At 65.7% G+C, this 16,737-nt stretch carries 18 protein-coding genes; 10 read left to right on the forward strand and 8 right to left on the reverse strand.

The features are described from left to right. Positions 1–48: 48 nt before the first annotated feature. Positions 49–1,677 (reverse strand): hypothetical protein, encoded by a 1,629-nt coding sequence (locus AB0L63_RS06065; RefSeq protein ID WP_364495252.1) that lies wholly within the window; start codon positions 1,675–1,677, stop codon positions 49–51. A 194-nt stretch (positions 1,678–1,871) separates the two neighbouring features. Here AB0L63_RS06065 and map point away from each other — a divergent pair, with 194 nt between their 5' ends. Continuing rightward, positions 1,872–2,636, forward strand: a complete 765-nt coding sequence (map, locus tag AB0L63_RS06070; RefSeq protein ID WP_364495255.1) for a type I methionyl aminopeptidase — start codon at positions 1,872–1,874, stop codon at positions 2,634–2,636. Positions 2,637–2,642: 6 nt separating this feature from the next. Here the strand turns inward: map and AB0L63_RS06075 are convergent, their stop codons facing one another. Continuing rightward, positions 2,643–3,365, reverse strand: coding sequence for a glyoxalase (locus tag AB0L63_RS06075; protein WP_364495258.1), 723 nt, complete (start codon positions 3,363–3,365; stop codon positions 2,643–2,645). A gap of 108 nt (positions 3,366–3,473) precedes the next feature. On the opposite strand from AB0L63_RS06075, the gene AB0L63_RS06080 reads away from it, so the two are divergent. Both AB0L63_RS06080 and AB0L63_RS06085 read left to right on the forward strand, forming a co-directional pair. After that, a complete protein-coding gene (locus AB0L63_RS06080) occupies positions 3,474–4,022 on the forward strand; it encodes a helix-turn-helix transcriptional regulator (RefSeq protein ID WP_364495261.1) in 549 nt (182 codons plus the stop codon). A 41-nt stretch (positions 4,023–4,063) separates the two neighbouring features. Next, positions 4,064–4,447 carry a PPOX class F420-dependent oxidoreductase gene (locus AB0L63_RS06085; protein WP_364495263.1) on the forward strand — a complete coding sequence of 128 codons (384 nt, stop codon included), beginning with the start codon at positions 4,064–4,066 and terminating at the stop codon, positions 4,445–4,447. A 33-nt stretch (positions 4,448–4,480) separates the two neighbouring features. On the opposite strand, the gene AB0L63_RS06090 is transcribed toward AB0L63_RS06085, so the two are convergent. The 4 genes from AB0L63_RS06090 to AB0L63_RS06105 are packed head-to-tail and all read right to left on the reverse strand — an operon-like array spanning position 4,481 to position 8,818. After that, a complete protein-coding gene (locus AB0L63_RS06090; RefSeq protein WP_364495683.1) occupies positions 4,481–5,872 on the reverse strand; it encodes a metallopeptidase TldD-related protein in 1,392 nt (463 codons plus the stop codon). A gap of 8 nt (positions 5,873–5,880) precedes the next feature. Beyond that, complete coding sequence (locus AB0L63_RS06095; RefSeq protein ID WP_364495266.1) at positions 5,881–7,410, reverse strand: TldD/PmbA family protein; 1,530 nt, start codon at positions 7,408–7,410, stop codon at positions 5,881–5,883. After that, positions 7,407–7,691: a zinc ribbon domain-containing protein gene (locus AB0L63_RS06100; RefSeq protein ID WP_364495269.1), complete on the reverse strand. Its 285-nt coding sequence runs from the start codon at positions 7,689–7,691 to the stop codon at positions 7,407–7,409. Before AB0L63_RS06100 ends, AB0L63_RS06095 begins: the two co-directional genes overlap by 4 nt. Further along, positions 7,640–8,818 carry a histidine kinase gene (locus AB0L63_RS06105; RefSeq protein WP_364495276.1) on the reverse strand — a complete coding sequence of 393 codons (1,179 nt, stop codon included), beginning with the start codon at positions 8,816–8,818 and terminating at the stop codon, positions 7,640–7,642. The genes AB0L63_RS06100 and AB0L63_RS06105 overlap by 52 nt, the downstream gene beginning before the upstream one ends. 55 nt (positions 8,819–8,873) lie before the next feature. Here AB0L63_RS06105 and AB0L63_RS06110 point away from each other — a divergent pair, with 55 nt between their 5' ends. Continuing rightward, entirely contained in the window at positions 8,874–9,641 is a 768-nt protein-coding gene (locus AB0L63_RS06110; RefSeq protein WP_364495279.1) for a TSUP family transporter, read from the forward strand. 4 nt (positions 9,642–9,645) lie between these two features. On the opposite strand, the gene AB0L63_RS06115 is transcribed toward AB0L63_RS06110, so the two are convergent. Then, positions 9,646–10,299 (reverse strand): helix-turn-helix domain-containing protein, encoded by a 654-nt coding sequence (locus AB0L63_RS06115; RefSeq protein ID WP_364495281.1) that lies wholly within the window; start codon positions 10,297–10,299, stop codon positions 9,646–9,648. 76 nt (positions 10,300–10,375) lie between these two features. Next, positions 10,376–10,699 (reverse strand): helix-turn-helix domain-containing protein, encoded by a 324-nt coding sequence (locus AB0L63_RS06120; protein WP_364495284.1) that lies wholly within the window; start codon positions 10,697–10,699, stop codon positions 10,376–10,378. Between the two features lie 87 nt (positions 10,700–10,786). On the opposite strand from AB0L63_RS06120, the gene AB0L63_RS06125 reads away from it, so the two are divergent. The 6 genes from AB0L63_RS06125 (at position 10,787) to lnt (ending at position 16,559) form a co-directional block, all read left to right on the forward strand. Further along, on the forward strand, positions 10,787–11,554 hold the full coding sequence (locus tag AB0L63_RS06125; RefSeq protein ID WP_364495287.1) for a glucose 1-dehydrogenase: 768 nt from the start codon (positions 10,787–10,789) through the stop codon (positions 11,552–11,554). Between the two features lie 140 nt (positions 11,555–11,694). After that, on the forward strand, positions 11,695–12,357 hold the full coding sequence (locus AB0L63_RS06130; RefSeq protein ID WP_364495289.1) for a response regulator transcription factor: 663 nt from the start codon (positions 11,695–11,697) through the stop codon (positions 12,355–12,357). Between the two features lie 84 nt (positions 12,358–12,441). Beyond that, positions 12,442–12,918, forward strand: a complete 477-nt coding sequence (locus AB0L63_RS06135; protein WP_364495292.1) for an FxsA family protein — start codon at positions 12,442–12,444, stop codon at positions 12,916–12,918. A 121-nt stretch (positions 12,919–13,039) separates the two neighbouring features. Continuing rightward, positions 13,040–13,291: a hypothetical protein gene (locus AB0L63_RS06140; protein ID WP_364495295.1), complete on the forward strand. Its 252-nt coding sequence runs from the start codon at positions 13,040–13,042 to the stop codon at positions 13,289–13,291. Between the two features lie 27 nt (positions 13,292–13,318). Then, a complete protein-coding gene (locus AB0L63_RS06145; RefSeq protein ID WP_364495298.1) occupies positions 13,319–14,911 on the forward strand; it encodes an amidohydrolase family protein in 1,593 nt (530 codons plus the stop codon). After that, complete coding sequence (lnt, locus tag AB0L63_RS06150) at positions 14,901–16,559, forward strand: apolipoprotein N-acyltransferase (RefSeq protein ID WP_364495301.1); 1,659 nt, start codon at positions 14,901–14,903, stop codon at positions 16,557–16,559. The genes AB0L63_RS06145 and lnt overlap by 11 nt, the downstream gene beginning before the upstream one ends. Positions 16,560–16,737 lie beyond the last annotated feature (178 nt).

Raw genomic sequence — 16,737 nt, forward strand, 5'->3', positions numbered from 1 at the left:
CGATGCACCGGGCTACCGGATTATGAGCGGTATTCGAATACCGCAAGCTCAGCCGTTGTGCTTCACTCTGAAGGGTCCGCCGATGCTGTTGAACAGTAGATCCCCGTTCGGAAAGAACTGGATCAGCGCGTAGGCGCCGTTACCGAGATTGCTCTGCCCGAAGATGGTGCGGTGCACCGTCTTTCCCGATTGCCAGTCCAGGCCGGTCACCTCCCAGCCGTCGGTCTTGGTGTAGCCGTTGACGAAAACCACGCCGGACTTGCTGCTCTGGCTGGGCACCATGCTGGTCGAGACCACATCGGGACGTGACCACACCGATGACCAACTGTGGTCGGCCGGATCCCATTGGAATCGCTCGATGCCCGATGGTGGTGTGAATACCGGACCGCCCGCCAGCACATCGACGAGCCGGTCCGGTGCGCCTTGTGGCCGGGCATTGTTGACCACGAAGGCGCCGTAGCCGTCCACCACGACCGATTGCTCGCTCTGGATGAACTCGGGCTGTGGATCCAGGCCGGCTGTCACCGGGATCTGGTCGGCGATCCGATTGGATTTGGTGCCCGGCTTGGGTTGGAACCCTTCGGGGATGGCGTCGCGCCAGAACGCGACGAGCTTCATTCGGTCGGCACCGTCGGTGATCACCACGAGCCGGTCGTCGTTGCCGTAACCCATCAGTGTGGGGGTCGAGCCGGTGCCGATGCCGAATTTCACCGCGGGCGGCTGCCGTCCGAAATCATAGGGCGATTCCCACGCCCCATCGGCCGCTGCGGTCGAGAGTTTGGAGCCGGTCCACACGACCTTGCGCATGATCTTGTCGGAGGCGGCGTAGATCCCGCCCTTCTCGTCCACGGCCATCGCATTGGAGACCACCTCGTCGGCGCCGAAATGAACCTGCTGCGGTTCGCCCTGCAGGCTGCGGTCGATGATCGATAGCCCGCGGGTGCTGAGTACGGCCAATTTGCCGTCATAGGTCATATTCAGGCCGACGATGGACTCGGGTTGGCCGCCGAGACCGGGACCGGTGCCGAGCCAGGGTTTGAAGTCGAGGGTGCGCAGAATCCGTACGCCCGCTTCGGGATTGTTCGAATTCTTCAAACCGAACACGACGATCTGCGCATTCTGCGTGACGTAGTAGACCCGATTATCCTTGTCCACCAGGCTGTAGACGCCGTTGGTGATGCGCGTCCAATCGAGGCGCCAGTCGTTGTGTACGGCGGCCTCCACATGACCTACGTCGGTGAAGTTCTGGTCGAGCACTTGGTTCAATGCCTGCGGCGCGAGCGGTGTCACACCCGGTGCGTCCGCGCGGGCGATTTCGTGGAACATGCCATTGCCGACCTGGACGTAGACCACGCCCTGGGTGGAGGAGACCCACATGTGGTCCGGATCGGTGGCGGCGAGCGTCATGATGTTGACCGGTCCCGCGGTGATGCGCTGCTGCTGCTTGGGATCGATATGGAATTCGCCCGATGGCGTTTGGTACGGGAAGGTGTCGGACTGGCCCGGATCGATGTGGGTGAGCCCGTAGGTCGCGGCGGCGAGATAAGGGTTGCGCGCGGGGCCTGCGGCGGTGCCCGACTGGTTCTCGTGCTTGGCCGACTCGCCGCCGCAGGCAGGAGTGGCCAGGGCCATGGCCAGCGCGACGGCGGCGACGAGTGCCTTGCGGCGCAGGCTCATCGTTTGCTCCTCTACGTTCGCTATCGGACAGTCGATCGGGCGGAACGCATGCCGCTCGGGGCGGCGAAAAACGAAACAAACCAGTGCTCTCTCGCGTTCGCGAACATAGCACATCGCCTGGTCAGCGGGTAGTTGGTATTTTTATACCGATTGCGGCTATGCTTGGTATTAAAATACCAAGATGGAGGTTGGACATGGTGGAGTTGAAGTCGCCGGGGGAGATCGAACGCATGCGAGCGGCGGGGCATTTCGTCGCCGAGATCCTGGCTGAACTGCGGGTGCTGGCCCGGGTCGGAGTGAATCTGCTGGATCTGGAAGAGCATGTGCGGCAGCGGATTCGGCAGCGTGGCGCGGTGTCGTGCTACTGGGACTATGCGCCGTCGTTCGGCCGCGGTCCGTTCCGCAATATGGTCTGTCTGTCGGTGAATGATGCTGTACTGCACGGACTTCCGTTCGATTATGCGCTGCGCGATGGTGATGTGCTGACCATGGATCTGGCGCTGGGTATCGACGGGTGGGTCGCCGACGCGGCTACCAGCATGATCGTCGGTACCGCCGATGCGGAGGATCTGCGGCTGGTCAAGGCCACCGAGGACGCGCTGGCGGCCGCGATCGCGGTTGCGTTGCCCGGCAATCGAATGGGCGATATCTCCGCCGCCATCGCGCAGGTCGCGCGGGCGAACGGCTATCCGGTGAATACCGAATTCGGCGGGCACGGGCTCGGGCGGACAATGCATGAGGATCCGCATGTGCCGAATGTGGGGCGTGCAGGTCGCGGGTATCTGCTGCGGCCCGGGTTGACCATTGCGATCGAGCCGTGGTTCGCGCGCACGACTGACCGGATTTACACGGATCCGGATGGTTGGACGATCCGCTCGGCGGATGGTTCGCGGACCGCGCACTCCGAGCACACGATCGCGATCACCGAGGACGGGCCGCGGGTGTTGACGGCCGCATAACCTGTCTCACTCTGTTTCAGAGAGCCAATCCGCGAGATCGGTGGCGGCGCGCACCGCGGTCGCGACGCTCGCGCGTTCGGCTGCCGAGAGCGGTATGGCCCTGAGTTCGGCGCGCAACTCCTCGACCCGCTCGGAATCGCCGGTGGCGATGACCAATTCGGCCAGCGCCGCGAGCGCCTGAGCCTTATCGACAGCCGACGCTTGCGCGCCGTAGCGACCGAGGCCGACCTCGAGCACTCGGATGGCGGTCGCATCGTCATTCTTGAAATCGCGCAGGATGCGGGCATTGTCCAGCACCCGGGCCAGGCCGTCGAGTTCGCGCGAGCCGCCGTACTCGACGTCTTCGGGCTCGTCGCGTTGGATGTAGATGATGGTATTGCCCACCGGGTCGACCACGCTGAATCTGCTTTGGCCGGGGCGGAATCGGGTGATGCGCGGGCAACCCTTCGCGGGGACCTTCCCGTAACGCTTGCGCAGTGCCGCGGTGAATGCGCCGTGGCGCTCTGCGACATCGTCGAGCATGACCAGGCAGCCGACCTGTTCCGTGGGGAGTTCGGTGCCCGGCGGAGCTGCGGCGAAATGGACCGCGCAGCCATTGGCCTCGATCGCGCCGTAGGCGTATGGCCTGGTCTGCTCATGGGTCACCGTGTAGCCCAGAGCTCGGTAGAAGCCGAGGGTGTCCTTCAGATCGCCGCTCCACAACACCGGAACCGCTGTATCGCTCGTCATCGCCCACCTCACTAGCGGTAATCAATTTTGACTACCCGAGGTTATGGCGGTGAAATGTCAGAAGTCAAATTTGAGTAGTATGGCTGTTTCGAGAGAAGGGATGTCCGGATGTCGGCTGTGCGCCTGCTCGTCCTCGGCGTGATGCGGTTGCGTCAGCCCACCTATGGCTATGCCGTGCGTCGCGAACTGCTGTCTTGGCGTGCCGAAACCTGGACGAATGTGAAGCCTGGGTCGATCTATCACGCGCTGAAACAGCTGACGCAGGAAGGGAAATTGAGCGCGTACGGAACCCAGGGGAGTACCGAGGGTCCGGGGCGGACCCTGTTCGAACTGACCGAGACGGGGGAGGCCGAGTTTCGCAAGCTCATGGACGAGGCGCTGGTCAGCGTCGATATGGAGGAGCTGGGTGCGGGGATCGCCTTCATGGATGTGCTGCCACGTGCGCACGTTATCGAGAAGTTGCGCGAACAACGCCGCAATGCCGCGGCTGTTCGCGACGATTTGCTCGCCATGATCCCGACCTTCCCCGGCCGACACGAACCGCCGCATGCAACCGATCTGCTCGAGCTGTGGAGCGGCGTGTTCGAGAACCTGTCGCAATGGACCGGTGGCGTACTCGAGCGCCTGGAGGCGGGTGAATACCGGATGCCGGACTGATGGCGGGCGCCCGCTGGTCCGCTGGCGGATAGGCTGGCCGCATGACGAACACGCTGGGTGCGGTCGGCAAGGCCGATTACGTGCTGCTGACGACCTTCCGCAAGGATGGCACACCGGTCGGCACCGCCGTCTGGGCCGCCGAGGACGATGGCAAGCTGTATGTGTGGACCGAGACCAACAGCTGGAAGGTCAAGCGGCTGCGCAACAATCCCGCCGTCACCTTCCAGCCGTGCAATCCGTCCGGTAAGCCGCGCGGTGACGTCATCGAAGGCACCGGCCGGGTGCTCGATGCCGCCGGCACCGAACGGGTGCGCAAGCTGATCAAGAAGAAGTACTGGCTACTCGGCCCGATTCTGGTGACCGCGAGCAGCATTCGCCGCGGCAAGTCCGGCACCATCGGCCTCGAGATCACCCCGGCCGCGTAGTTTGCGGGCTCCCGCGGCGGGAGCCCGCCGCCGTCAGGTCGCCTGGCTGACCGAGGACATGTGGAAATCCGGGATGCGCAAGGGCGGCATGGCGGTTCGGGTGAACCAGTCCTTCCATTCCCGGGGGAGGGTGGTTTCGGTGGCACCAGCTTCGGTGGTGCGGCGCAGCAGGTCGAGAGGGCTTTCGTTGAAGCGGAAGTTATTGACCGCGGCGGTGACCGCGCCGTTTTCGACCAGGTAGACGCCGTCGCGGGTGAGACCGGTGAGCAGTAGGGTGGCGGGATCGACCTCGCGGATGTACCAGAGCGTGGTCAGCAGTAGGCCACGCTCGGTGTCGGCGATCATCGCGTCGATGCTCGCGCGGGAGCCGCCGGTCATCAGCAGATTATCGCCGGGAATCGTAGTGGGAGCGCCGAATTCGGCGGCGGTGGCGCGTGGGTAGACCAGCGATTGGATGACGCCGTCGCGCAGCCAGTCCACCCGCCCGGCCGACATACCGTTGTCGAAGACCGACAGCGATTCCGAGGACGACGAAGTCGCCAGGAACGGACGATATTCGAGGCCGCGCGCGTTCGGGTCGGAGTAGAGCGTCAATGGGATATCGCTGAGCCGCTCCCCGATTCGGGTGCCGCCAGCCTTGGCGAAGGCACTGTGCCCCTCGTGCGCGCCGCGGCCCTCCATCGACCAGGCCAGGTAGATCATCAGATCCGCGACAGCCGAGGGCGGCAGTAGGGTTTCGTAGCGACCCGCGGGCAGTTCGACCCGTCGCTTGGCCCAATCCAACCGCCGTGACAATTCGGTGAGCAGCCCGAGTACGTCGACATCGGTGAAGTCCGAGGTGCCGACACCAACCCACGCACTCGCGAGATCCGCGCCCTCGCCCCGCTTTCCATTGATCTCCACCGAACCGGTGGGCTGCACGAAGCGACGGCGAATACCCGTGGACGTGCCCAGCCACATCGTATGCATCTGGTGGTGGGCGAAACCGTAGAGCCGATCGGCGCCGTCGAATCCGCCGGCCAGGTCGTGGGCGAGGTCGGTGAACACCTCGATTCCGGTGCTGCCCGGCGCGGCCGCCCAGTCGCTGCCGGCGTTCGGCAGATCATCCGAATCCGGCATGAGCAGCGGCATTGCATCCTTCGCGGGTTCGGCGCTGCGGGCCGCCGTCTCGCTGGCGCGGACAACCGCTTCGATCTCGGCCGGGTCGACGCTGGTGGAGCCGACGCTGCCGACGCGTGCGGAGTTCGGGCCGTCGCGGAAGATCGAAATGACCGCCCAGTCCCGGGAAATCGAGGAGCCATTGGTGGTCATCGAGTTGCCCGCCCAGCGCAGTGACGCCTCATGCGCATCGGTGACGATGACCATCGCCTCGTCCGCATGCGACAGCGCGAGCGCCTGATCGACGATGGCACCAGCGGGCATCATCACCTCGGTCACTGGCCTGCCTCCGTCCGGGTATTGAGAATGTTGATGCCGCGCACCAGGATCGACGGGCAGCCGTGGCTGACCGCAGCGACCTGGCCGGGTTGGGCCTTACCGCAGTTGAATGCGCCGCCGAGGCGCCAGGTGGACGGTCCGCCGACCGCCTCCATGGCACCCCAGAAGTCGGTGGTGGTGGCCTGATAGGCGACATCGCGCAGCTGACCGTCGAGCTTGCCGCCGCGAATGCGGAAGAATCGCTGGCCGGTGAACTGGAAGTTGTAACGCTGCATATCGATCGACCAGGACTTGTCGCCGACAACATAGATGCCGTTCTCGACCCGGGAGATGAGTTCGGCGGTGCTGGTGTCGTTTTCGGGATCCGGTTGCAGCGACACATTGGCCATGCGCTGGATCGGCACATGGTGGGCTGAGTCCGCGTAGGAGCAGCCGTTCGAGCGTTCGAGGCCGAGGCGCGGGGCGAAGACGCGGTCGAGTTGGTAGCCGACCAGAATGCCGTCGCGCACCAGATCCCAGCGCTGTCCGGCGACACCCTCGTCGTCGTAGCCGACCGAGGCCAGTCCGTGCACCTCGGTGCGGTCACCGGTGACGTGCATGATCGGCGTTCCGTACTGCAAGGTGCCGAGTTTGTCCGGGGTCGCGAACGAGGTGCCCGCGTAGGCGGATTCGTAGCCGATGGCGCGGTCGTATTCGGTGGCGTGGCCGATGGATTCGTGAATGGTCAGCCACAGATTGGTCGGGTCGATCACCAGGTCGGTCGGGCCCGCCTCGACGCTCGGCGCCTTCACCTTCTCGGCAAGCCACCCCGGGATCCGTGCGAGTTCGTCACTCCAGTCCCAGATTCCGTCCGCTCCAGTGACGTACTCCCATCCGCGTCCGACTGGCGCTGCGAGGGTGCACATGGTCTCGAACACCCCCGCCGCCGCGTCCACGGTGATCGCCTCGAGCTGCGGGTGCAGGCGCACGCGCTGCTGCGTGATCGCGGAGCCCACGGTGTCGGCGTAGAAGGTCTGCTCCTTGACCTGCAGCACCGAGGCGGTGACGTGATCGACGCCGTCGGCGGCGGACAGACGGCCCGAATAATCCTGCAGTACACCGACCTTGTCGGCGGTCGGCACCGTGAACGGGTCCACGTCGTAGGCCGAAACCCAATGCGCATCGTCGTATCGCGGCTCGTCGGCGAGTTCGACGCGCTCGCGATTGAGGGCGCGCAGGGTCGTCGCCACCTTGACCGCCCGGCGCGCGACCTCGGCCGCTGTCTCCGGGGTGAGCGCGGCATGCGAGGCGAAACCCCAGGTGCCGTCGACGATCACGCGGACGGCGAATCCGAGGTCGGTGGCATTGCTGATCGCCTCGACTCGGCCGTCACGCAGGCGGATCGACTGGGTGACCAGCCGATGCACCCGCAGTTCGGCGTGCTGCGCACCCGCCGCACGCGCCGCGGACAGCGCGGCGTCGGCGAGCGCGTGCAGTGGTAACGCAAGGAACTCGGCGTCCACATCCTTGGAAGTCGCGATGCTCACCCGATCAAACCTACAGCGTCTCGCTCAACACTGAGATGCAGTGAGACCGTCTCGCTCCAGGCGGCGAGGTTGACCGCGGCGTTGTGATCGCGGTCGCGTCGATGGCCACACCCGCGGGCGCAGATTCGGTCGGCCGCGGTGAGTTCGGCCTTTCGGGTACCACAATGTGAACAGAACCGACTCGGTGGAAACCAGTGATCCAGGGCGATCGACGCAAAACGCCACCCGGCTAACCGTTTTCGTTGCCGCGCACCAGCGGAATGGTCGCGTGTACCCGCCACGTGCCGTCGGCGGTGCGGCCCGCTTCCAGCGTGCCGCCGAGTACGGCGATGCGTTCGCGCATGCCGACCAATCCCATACCGCCGCCGACGATCGGGCTCACGGCCTGCTCCTGCACCGAAACTCCACCGGTATCGGTGACTTCGATGACCACGTCCGCATCGCAGCGCTGCACCCGCACCCATGCCTTCGGATGAGAGCCTGCGTGCCGGAGCGTATTGGTCAGTGATTCCTGCACGATGCGGTGCGTGCCGAGACTCACCTCGGGCGCGATATCGTCGAGCTCCCCGGTCATTTCGAGTTCCACCGCGAGGCCGGTATCGCGCATCATTTCGACCACCTTCGCCAGCCCCGCGGTTCCGTGCTGCGGCAACTGATCCGGAGCGTGCTCGATGCGCAGCAGTGCGACGGTTCGGCGCAATTCCCGCAAGGCCTCCCGACCGGTGCCTGCGATCGTGGTCAACGCCCGTTCGGCCGCGTCCGGATCGCGGCGTAGCGCGTACTTCGCACCGTCGGCCTGCACGATGATCACACTGACCGCATGAGCGACGACATCGTGCAGTTCGCGGGCGATGCGAGTGCGTTCGGCGGCAACGGCATCGTGCGCGCGGCGTTCCCGGTCGTAGTCGGCGACTGCGAGCCGTGCCGCCACTTCTTGGTCGTAAGCGTGTCTGGCGCCGATGAATTCGGCCAACGTCCAGCACAGCGCGTAGAACATCGCGGTGAAGATCAGATCCGAACCGGCCGGTTTGTGTACCACGAGAAATGAGATGCAGCTGTAGGCGATCAGGCCGAGCGCGTACCACAGTCCGTCCTTGCGACCGACATACGCGACCAGCGTATAGAGCATGATGCCGAGCCCCAACAGCGCGATATGGTTGGTGTTGTCGTCGGCCGCGTAGCTCACCAGCGTCGAGGCGATCGAGAGACCGAGCATCGCGCCCGCCATCGCCCGCGGGTACAGCCGCCTGAACGCCACCGGTCCCGTCAACAGCACACCGATTCCCAGGTAGGCCAGCTTGCTATCGGAATTGCCGACCCCGAGAATCTCGAGCAGCATCAGCACGGCGGCCAATAGCGAATCCGAGATGAGGGGCTTGCCGCGAAGCCACAGACTGAACCGGCGCACGAGCATCAGCCTAGGTGTGGACGCGCACGGTCCGACCATCTGGTTGGGTGACCGGGTGGATTTTTCAGACTGGGTGGCCCTACTGACGGCCGCGACCGCCGCGGGCTGGGTGGATGCGGTGGTCGGCGGCGGCGGATTGATCATCCTCCCGACACTGTTCGTCGTCGCACCGGGCATCGCGCCACAGACCGCACTCGGCACCAATAAACTCGCCGCGGTCGCGGGCACCAGTGCATCGGTCGTGACATTCGCGCGCAAAGTTCCCATGCGGTGGCGCATGCTGCTGCCCGCGGCGGCGATTGCTGCGGTCACCGCGGCGACCGGTGCGGCCGCGGTGTCCCTCATCGATCGCGACCTGTTCATTCCGATCGTGATGGTCGTGCTGGTCGGTGTCGCGATATTCGTGACGCTGCGCCCGTCGATCGGCATCACCCTCGCCACGCACGCACCGTCCCGGCGCAAGTTCGTGCTCGTGATCGCGCTGGCCGCCGGGTTGATCGGGTTCTACGACGGACTGCTCGGCCCCGGCACCGGTACCTTCCTGATCATTACCTTCGCCACCCTGCTCGGCACCGAATTCGTGCGCGCGGCCGCGATGGCCAAGGTAATCAACTGCGGATCCAATGTCGGCGCACTGATCTACTTCGGCGTCACCGGCCACATCATGTTCGTGCTGGGCGCGGCCATGGCGGTCGGCAATGTGGCGGGCGCGATCATTGGCTCGCACATGGCATTACGCAACGGCGCGAAGTTCGTGCGCGTCGTACTGCTGATGGTCGTCATCGTCATGGTGATCCGTTTGGGCTGGCAGCAATTCGGCTGACGGATCAGTGCATCGGTCCGGCATGCATCTTGGTATTCGACGCGAGCCACGGCTGCAGTACGCGCGAGGTCGTTTCGTGGATCTGGCGGTGCAGCCGCTCGCCGTCGACTCCGGTCACCGGACTCTGGAACAGCACCGTCAGCGCGCCGGACACCGCGCCGACCACGGCGCCGACCAGTGCGGCGGCGCCGACCTCGTCCAATTCGGCGGGAAATGCCATATGCAACTGCCGCGCGATCTCGCGCTGCGCGACCAGTTGCGCATGTGCGGCTCGTCCGCTTACCGCGGGGACCGTGCGCGAAACCTGTGCGCGCAGTGCGGCAATGCGCGCGCTCAGATCATCGACGAGATGTTCGCCGGGACTGTCACCCGCCGCACGCAATGCGCGCAGGAGCACCTCCACCGGCCGCTCGCCGGGTCGACGAGTCGCAATGGCCGCCACTGCGGCGCGCACCCGTTCGTCCTGTTCCTGGAAGAGCAACTCTTCCTTACTGGCGAAGTAGTTGAAGAAGGTTCGGGTACCGACCTCGGCCACGGCGGCGATATCGGCCACCGTGGTTTCCTCATAGCCTCTATTCTCGAAAAGCTCGACAGCAGCCTCGAGGAGGGCGCGGCGGGTACGTTCTCGTTTGCGATCGCGGAGGGCGGATGGCGGCACGCGGGCACAGTACGGCATAACCCGACTTGGATACGGTAACCCCGACTTTCGCGCGCGCCATGCGGCCAAACCGTGATCAAATTCGGTTCGTCTCCGACTGATCCCGGCGGGCCGCGTCGATCACCGAATCCAGCAAACCCGGGAATCGGGCGTCGAGATCGTCACGGCGCAACGACTGCAAGGTTTCTCGTCCGGACGGCCGCTGCCAGATGATGCCCGCATCGCGAAGTACCCGATAGTGGTGTGTCAGATTGGATTTGGGCACACCGTCCACGATCGAGCCGCAGGTGTGCTCGGCCCCATCCGCGAGCACGCGAACGATCCGCAGCCGCAACGGATTTCCCAGCGCGGCGAACACATTCACCAACTCGATCCGATCCCGCTCGGGATGTGCAGTCATCACACCGCCAAGGATAGCTCGATTGTTGACAAACAGTCGAACTGTACATATGTTTTTGAACTATCCAACTGTATGAGAGGTAGTGCCATGCCGAGCAATTCCCGATTCGACGACAAGATCGCGCTGATCACCGGCGGAACCAGCGGTATGGGTTCGGCCACCGCGCGCAGATTGCTCGACGAGGGCGGGCGGGTGGTCATCACCGGACGGGACAAATCCCGCCTCGATGCGGCGGTCGAAGAGCTGAACGGTGGCGATCGCGTCCTCGGAATCCCCGGCGACGCAGCCGATCTCGCCGATCTCGACGTGTTGACGGCCGCGATCCGAGACCGTTACGGGCGCCTGGACGTGGTTTTCGCCAATGCGGGCGTCGGTGCATTCCAGGCGGTCGCCGATGTCACCGAGGCCGAGTTCTACCGGGTCGTCGATATCAACTTCAAGGCCACGTTCTTCACCATCCAGCAGACCCTCCCGCTACTGGCCGATGGTGGCGCGATCGTGATCAACGCATCATTCGCATTGCATCGGGGCGGGCCCGGCGCGGCACTCTACTCGGCGACCAAAGCGGCGGTGCACAACCTCGCACGCACACTGGCGGCCGAACTGGCACCCAGGCGCATCCGGGTCAACTCGGTCAGTCCGGGTTACACCGGGACTCCCGCGTTCTATGCCGAAGCCTCGCCGGAAGTGCAGGCCGCCGCCGTCGCCACCGTGGCGGCGGGGCGCATCGGCACCTCAGCAGACGTTGCCGCCGCGGTCGCCTTTCTCGCCTCTGACGAGGCGTCATACATCAACGGCCAGGACCTGCTCATCGACGGCGGTCTCGTAGCCGCCACCCCCGCGGCCATGGTCTAGCACTGCGCCGCCGCGCATTCGCGCGGGGTGCAGCTCTGGTGTCATGACGGACAACCGGCGGGTGTCATGCAAGATCGCATCCGATGCGGCGCCGCGCATGGTGCGTAAAACACGCTGGACGGGGCCGATAGATTAAGGACGTGCCGATTACCGTTCTCGTTGTCGATGATCAGGAACTCATGCGTATGGGGTTGAAGATGGTGCTCGGTGCGCATCCGGACATCGAGGTGATCGGGGAGGCCGAGAACGGAGCCGCCGCGATATCCCGGGCCAAGGAGTTACGGCCGGATGTAGTGCTGATGGATGTGCGGATGCCGGTCGTCGACGGGGTATCCGCCACCCAGCGCATCGTCGAGGCGGGTGACGGCTGCAAGGTACTGATGATGACCACATTCGATCTCGACGAACACCTATTGGGCGCGCTGCGAGCCGGCGCGAGCGGATTCCTGTTGAAGGACACGCCGCCCGAGGATCTGGTCTCGGCGATCCGGAGTGTCGCGGGCGGCGATGCGGTGGTGTCGCCGAAGGTGACCAAGCGACTGCTGGACCGGCTCATCGGCGATGACCCGGGCGGCGGTACGCGGGATCCGGTGGTACTCGATGTGCTGACCGCGCGGGAGCGTGAGGTGCTGGAGCAGATCGCGGCAGGGCGCTCGAACGCCGAGATCGCCGAGCAGCTGTATCTGTCCGAGGCCACCGTCAAGACACACGTCGGGCGGGTGCTGACGAAACTCGGTCTGCGCGACCGGGTTCAAGCGGTGGTGCTGGCCTATGAGACCGGGCTGGTGCGACCGGGCGGCTGAGATCTCAGCGAGCTATCAGGAGTGATCGGGAGAAAAATCGGACCGTGCGACGTTGAACCGGGTAGATCGTCCGAAAGGATCGCCATGCCCGCCGTACTGTTCGTGCTCTACGTCATCGTCGAGATCGTCGCGCTGATCGGCGTCGGCCACCTCATCGGGGTGATGCCGACCATCCTGCTGCTCATTGCCGGGTCCGCCGCGGGCATGCTGCTCATCGGTTCCCAAGGTCGTCGCGTCTTCGAACAATTCCGGCGCGCCGGGCGTGGGGAGATCAATCCGGGTACCGCGGTCGCCGACGGGGCGCTCGTCGCTGCGGGTGGGTTCCTGATGTTCATCCCTGGCCTGGTCACCTCGTTCTTCGGGCTGCTCCTGCTGCTGCCGCCGACGCGCTTCCTGGTCCGTCCGCTGGTCACCGCGTTCGCCGCGCGCCGGTTCGGCCGACTGGCGGCGGCGATGCCGTATCGCGGCGTGATCATCGACGGGGACGATGTGGTCGACGGCGTGGTCGTCACCGAGTGGTACGACGACCCTCGCCCGTCGACTCGCCCCGCTCTCCCGTAGCGATTGCTCGGAAGGATCCGTCGCGTCTGTTCGGGTTCACATCGGGCCGCTTCGATAAACCGTGCCGACTATCACCCTCGTGCCCATTTTGTGAGACGGATCAAAGGACTAGGGTGGCCAGATGGCGACCGAAGAGCTCACTGTCACGGTGAGTGCGGAGCTGGCAGCGGCGGTTCGGCAGGCCGCGGCGGCTGCGGGACAGTCGATTTCCGGATTCACGGCTGCGGCATTGCGGTTGGAACTGATCGCGGTGGAGGCGGGTACGCGGGCCGCCCCTGGTGGCGCGCCGCCGAAATACGCGGAGGTCATGGCGGTGCTCGCACAACCCGCGGACGTTTCGCCGTCGGGGAGGCTGTCCGACTCGACCGACTGAAACACGCATACGGCAGACTGGTGTCTCGTGAGTACCCAGTTGCTGATCGGCGGTCGTTTCTATAGCTCGAGTTCACCCGACGCGACGGCAATGGCCGTGACCGATGGCACCGTGGTGTGGCTCGGCGCCGAACAACCCGGACGCGCGCTGCATCGAGATGCGGAGATCATCGACCTGGACGGTGCTTTCGTGGCACCGGCGTTCGTCGATCCGCACGTGCACGTCACGGCGCTGGGCTCGAAGCTGACCGGACTCGATCTGTCGGCGGCACGCTCACTCGAACACTGCCTGGAACTGTTGCGCGCATTCGCGGCGTCGCATCCCGACGGCGCGATTCTCGGTGACGGCTGGGACGAGACCGCATGGCCGGAAGGTCGGCCGCCGACAGTCGAGGAGATCGACGCAGCGGTGCAGCCGGGGCGACAGGTGTATCTGTCACGGGTGGACGCGCATTCGGCGGTGGTGTCGTCGGCGTTGTTGACCGCGGCCGTCACAGCCGCATCGGGCTTCACCCGCGGTGCACCCCTACGCGCCGACGCGCATCATCTGGTGCGCACGGCGGTTCTCTCGGGATTGGATCGCGCACAACGGGATCGGGCGCGCAAGGCGGCGCTGGATGCGGCGGCCGCACACGGTGTCGTGGCCGTGCACGAATGCGGGGGACCGGAGATTGCCGGGCGCACCGATATTCGTGAGTTGCTCGAGTTCGACCACGGTGTGGAAGTCCGCGCCTATTGGGGTGAGGTGGTGCGCACCGCTGACGAGGCGCGGGCGCTGGTCGCCGAACTCGGGGTGCACGCGCTCGGCGGCGACCTGTTCGTGGACGGTTCGATCGGTTCGCACAGTGCCCGGCTTCGCGCGCCTTACGCCGATGGCGCCGGAACCGGTCTCGGCTACCTCGACGCCGATACGATCGCCGCACATGTGCGCGCCTGCACCGAGGCGGGCGTCCAAGCCGGATTCCACGTCATCGGTGATGCTGCGATGGACGCTGTCGTCGCCGGATTCGAACGCGTGGTCGCCGAACTCGGTGGTCCGGCCGTCGCGTCCCGCGCGCACCGCGTCGAGCATGCCGAGATGATCGATGCCGATCAGATCGCGAAACTGGCCGCGTGGGGCGTAATCGCCAGTGTCCAGCCGGGTTTCGACGCGACCTGGGGTGGTCCGCACGGCATGTACGCCACCCGCCTCGGCGCCGAACGCGCCGCGACCCTGAATCCGTTCGCGGCGATGGCCGCAGCGGGCATCGCCCTCGCTATCGGCTCGGACGCACCGGTCACCGCACTCGACCCCTGGTCGGCGGTTCGCGCCGCGGTCAACCACCGCACCCCCGGCCACGGCCTCTCACCCCGTGCCGCCTTCGCCGCCGCCACCCGCGGTGCCTGGCGCGCGGGCGGCATCCGCGATGGTGTCGCCGGCACTCTGGTCCCGGGGGCCCCCGCCTCCTATGCGATCTGGGACGCCGCCGACCTCGTCGTCGCAGCCGCCGCCGACACCGTCCAACGCTGGTCCACCGACCCCCGCTCGCGCGTCCCCGGCCTACCGCCTCTCGACCCGAACGCATCCCTGCCCACCTGCTTGCGCACTGTCCACCGCGGAGTCACCATCCATGAGGCCTGAAACATCGGGCGTGGGGCGCATAACGGCCGCGCTCGTGCGGTATCCGGTACTGAGTCGGTCGGTGGCGGCGGTGGTTTCGGGGCTGCTCATCTTCGGAAGCTTTCCGCCGCGCCCGTTCTGGTTCCTCGCGCCGATCGGGATCGTGGTGCTGACCCTGACCGTGCGCGGCGCCGCGCGGTTGCGTGGGGGGTTCGGGTACGGGTTCCTGGCGGGGCTCGGGTTCTTCGTTCCGTTGTTGCCGTGGACCGGGATCTACGTGGGGCCGGTGCCGTGGCTCGCGTTGTCGACAGTGTGTTCCCTATATATAGGGCTATTCGGGCTCGCCGCGCGGTCGTTGTTTTCGCTGCCGGGGTGGCCGGTGTGGGTGGCGTTGACGTGGACGGCCACCGAGTGGCTGCGATCGAGCTTTCCGTTCGGCGGATTCCCGTGGGGGCGGTTGGCGTTCGGACAGGCCGACGGGTGGTACCTCTCGCTGGCCATGGTCGGCGGCGCGCCGCTCGTCGGATTCGCGGTGGCGCTCACCGCAACCGCCGCAGCGGCACTGCTGCTGCACTTGTGGACTCGCACGACAGTCGCGCCGACGGATAATCCTTCGGCTGTCGAGCCAGGCCGTGCGAATACCATGACCGGCCTCGGCATTATCGCCGCGGCGGCGACTCTGGTTATCATCCCGGTCACCGGAGCGATCCTCCGGACCGCGTTGCCCGGCCCCGGGGAGGGGGACAGGACGATCACGGTCGCCGCCATCCAGGGAAGCGTGCCACGGCTCGGGTTGGACTTCAATGCCCAGCGCCGCGCCGTACTGGACAACCATGTCCGGCGCACCGAGGAATTGGCTCGGGCGGTCGCGGAGGGCAAGGCACGCAAGCCGGACGTGGTGATCTGGCCGGAGAACTCATCCGACATCGACCCCCTGCGCAATGCCGACGCGGCCGCGGAGATCACCGAGGCGTCCGAGCAGATCGGCGCGCCGATCCTCGTCGGCGCGGTGCTGGTGAACGGCGATCGCACGACAACGAACTCGGTCATCGTCTGGAACGGTGCGGCCGGTCCGGGAGAGCGGCACGACAAGAAGATCATCCAGCCGTTCGGCGAATACCTGCCCATGCGCGGCTTCTTCCGCCTGTTCTCCGAATACGCCGACCGCGCCGGATACTTCGTCCCAGGCAACGGTAACGGCACTGTGCATGCCGACGGCATCGATATCGGCGTCGCGACCTGCTACGAGGTCGCCTTCGACCGAGCCTTCCAGGATTCCATGCACGCGGGTGCGCAACTGCTGATCGTGCCCACCAACAACGCCACCTTCGGCGACAGCGAAATGACCTATCAGCAGCTGGCCATGTCCCGGATCCGCGCCGTCGAACACGGTCGTGCCCTCGTGGTCGCCGCCACCTCCGGTGTCAGCGCCATTATCACCGCGGACGGCACGGTCCAGCAGCAGACACCGAAGTTCGTACCCGCCGCCCTGGTCGCCGAACTGCCATTGCGGAGCAGCGTGACACTCGCGACCCGATTCGGCCCACAACCGGAACTTCTCTCGGTTATCCTTTCCGCGGCTGCCGTGGTGGTGGCTTTTATCCGGCGGCGAAAGGCCCGCGGCGAGTCCGCGAAAGACCGGGCGACCATGGACCAGCCGGTCGGCTGAGCTCGCAAGATCGGCTGAGCGCGGCGCATAGGGCTTCCCCTAACCAGGCAGTTGGTATGTTTCGGGCTAGAAAACCGACTTTTAGTCTGCTTTGAGCGTTAGTGTGCGGTTAGCTAGGCTATAATAGAACCTGGCTCACTTCGATGTTCTCGCGGCATTTCCGCCGCTGACCGCACGA

The sequence above is a fragment of the Nocardia sp. NPDC051990 genome, assembly GCF_040680755.1.
Lineage (GTDB): Bacteria > Actinomycetota > Actinomycetes > Mycobacteriales > Mycobacteriaceae > Nocardia.

Excerpts from the sequence above, each read along its gene's own strand:
- AB0L63_RS06140 (WP_364495295.1), top strand. The coding sequence starts at position 13,040 with ATGGCGACCGAAGAGCTCACTGTCACGGTGAGTGCGGAGCTGGCAGCG.
- AB0L63_RS06135 (WP_364495292.1), top strand. The coding sequence starts at position 12,442 with ATGCCCGCCGTACTGTTCGTGCTCTACGTCATCGTCGAGATCGTCGCG.
- AB0L63_RS06080 (WP_364495261.1), top strand. The coding sequence starts at position 3,474 with ATGTCGGCTGTGCGCCTGCTCGTCCTCGGCGTGATGCGGTTGCGTCAG.
- AB0L63_RS06065 (WP_364495252.1), bottom strand. The coding sequence starts at position 1,677 with ATGAGCCTGCGCCGCAAGGCACTCGTCGCCGCCGTCGCGCTGGCCATG.
- map (WP_364495255.1), top strand. The coding sequence starts at position 1,872 with ATGGTGGAGTTGAAGTCGCCGGGGGAGATCGAACGCATGCGAGCGGCG.
- AB0L63_RS06075 (WP_364495258.1), bottom strand. The coding sequence starts at position 3,365 with ATGACGAGCGATACAGCGGTTCCGGTGTTGTGGAGCGGCGATCTGAAG.
- AB0L63_RS06085 (WP_364495263.1), top strand. The coding sequence starts at position 4,064 with ATGACGAACACGCTGGGTGCGGTCGGCAAGGCCGATTACGTGCTGCTG.
- AB0L63_RS06125 (WP_364495287.1), top strand. The coding sequence starts at position 10,787 with ATGCCGAGCAATTCCCGATTCGACGACAAGATCGCGCTGATCACCGGC.
- AB0L63_RS06090 (WP_364495683.1), bottom strand. The coding sequence starts at position 5,872 with ATGATGCCCGCTGGTGCCATCGTCGATCAGGCGCTCGCGCTGTCGCAT.
- lnt (WP_364495301.1), top strand. The coding sequence starts at position 14,901 with ATGAGGCCTGAAACATCGGGCGTGGGGCGCATAACGGCCGCGCTCGTG.
- AB0L63_RS06120 (WP_364495284.1), bottom strand. The coding sequence starts at position 10,699 with ATGACTGCACATCCCGAGCGGGATCGGATCGAGTTGGTGAATGTGTTC.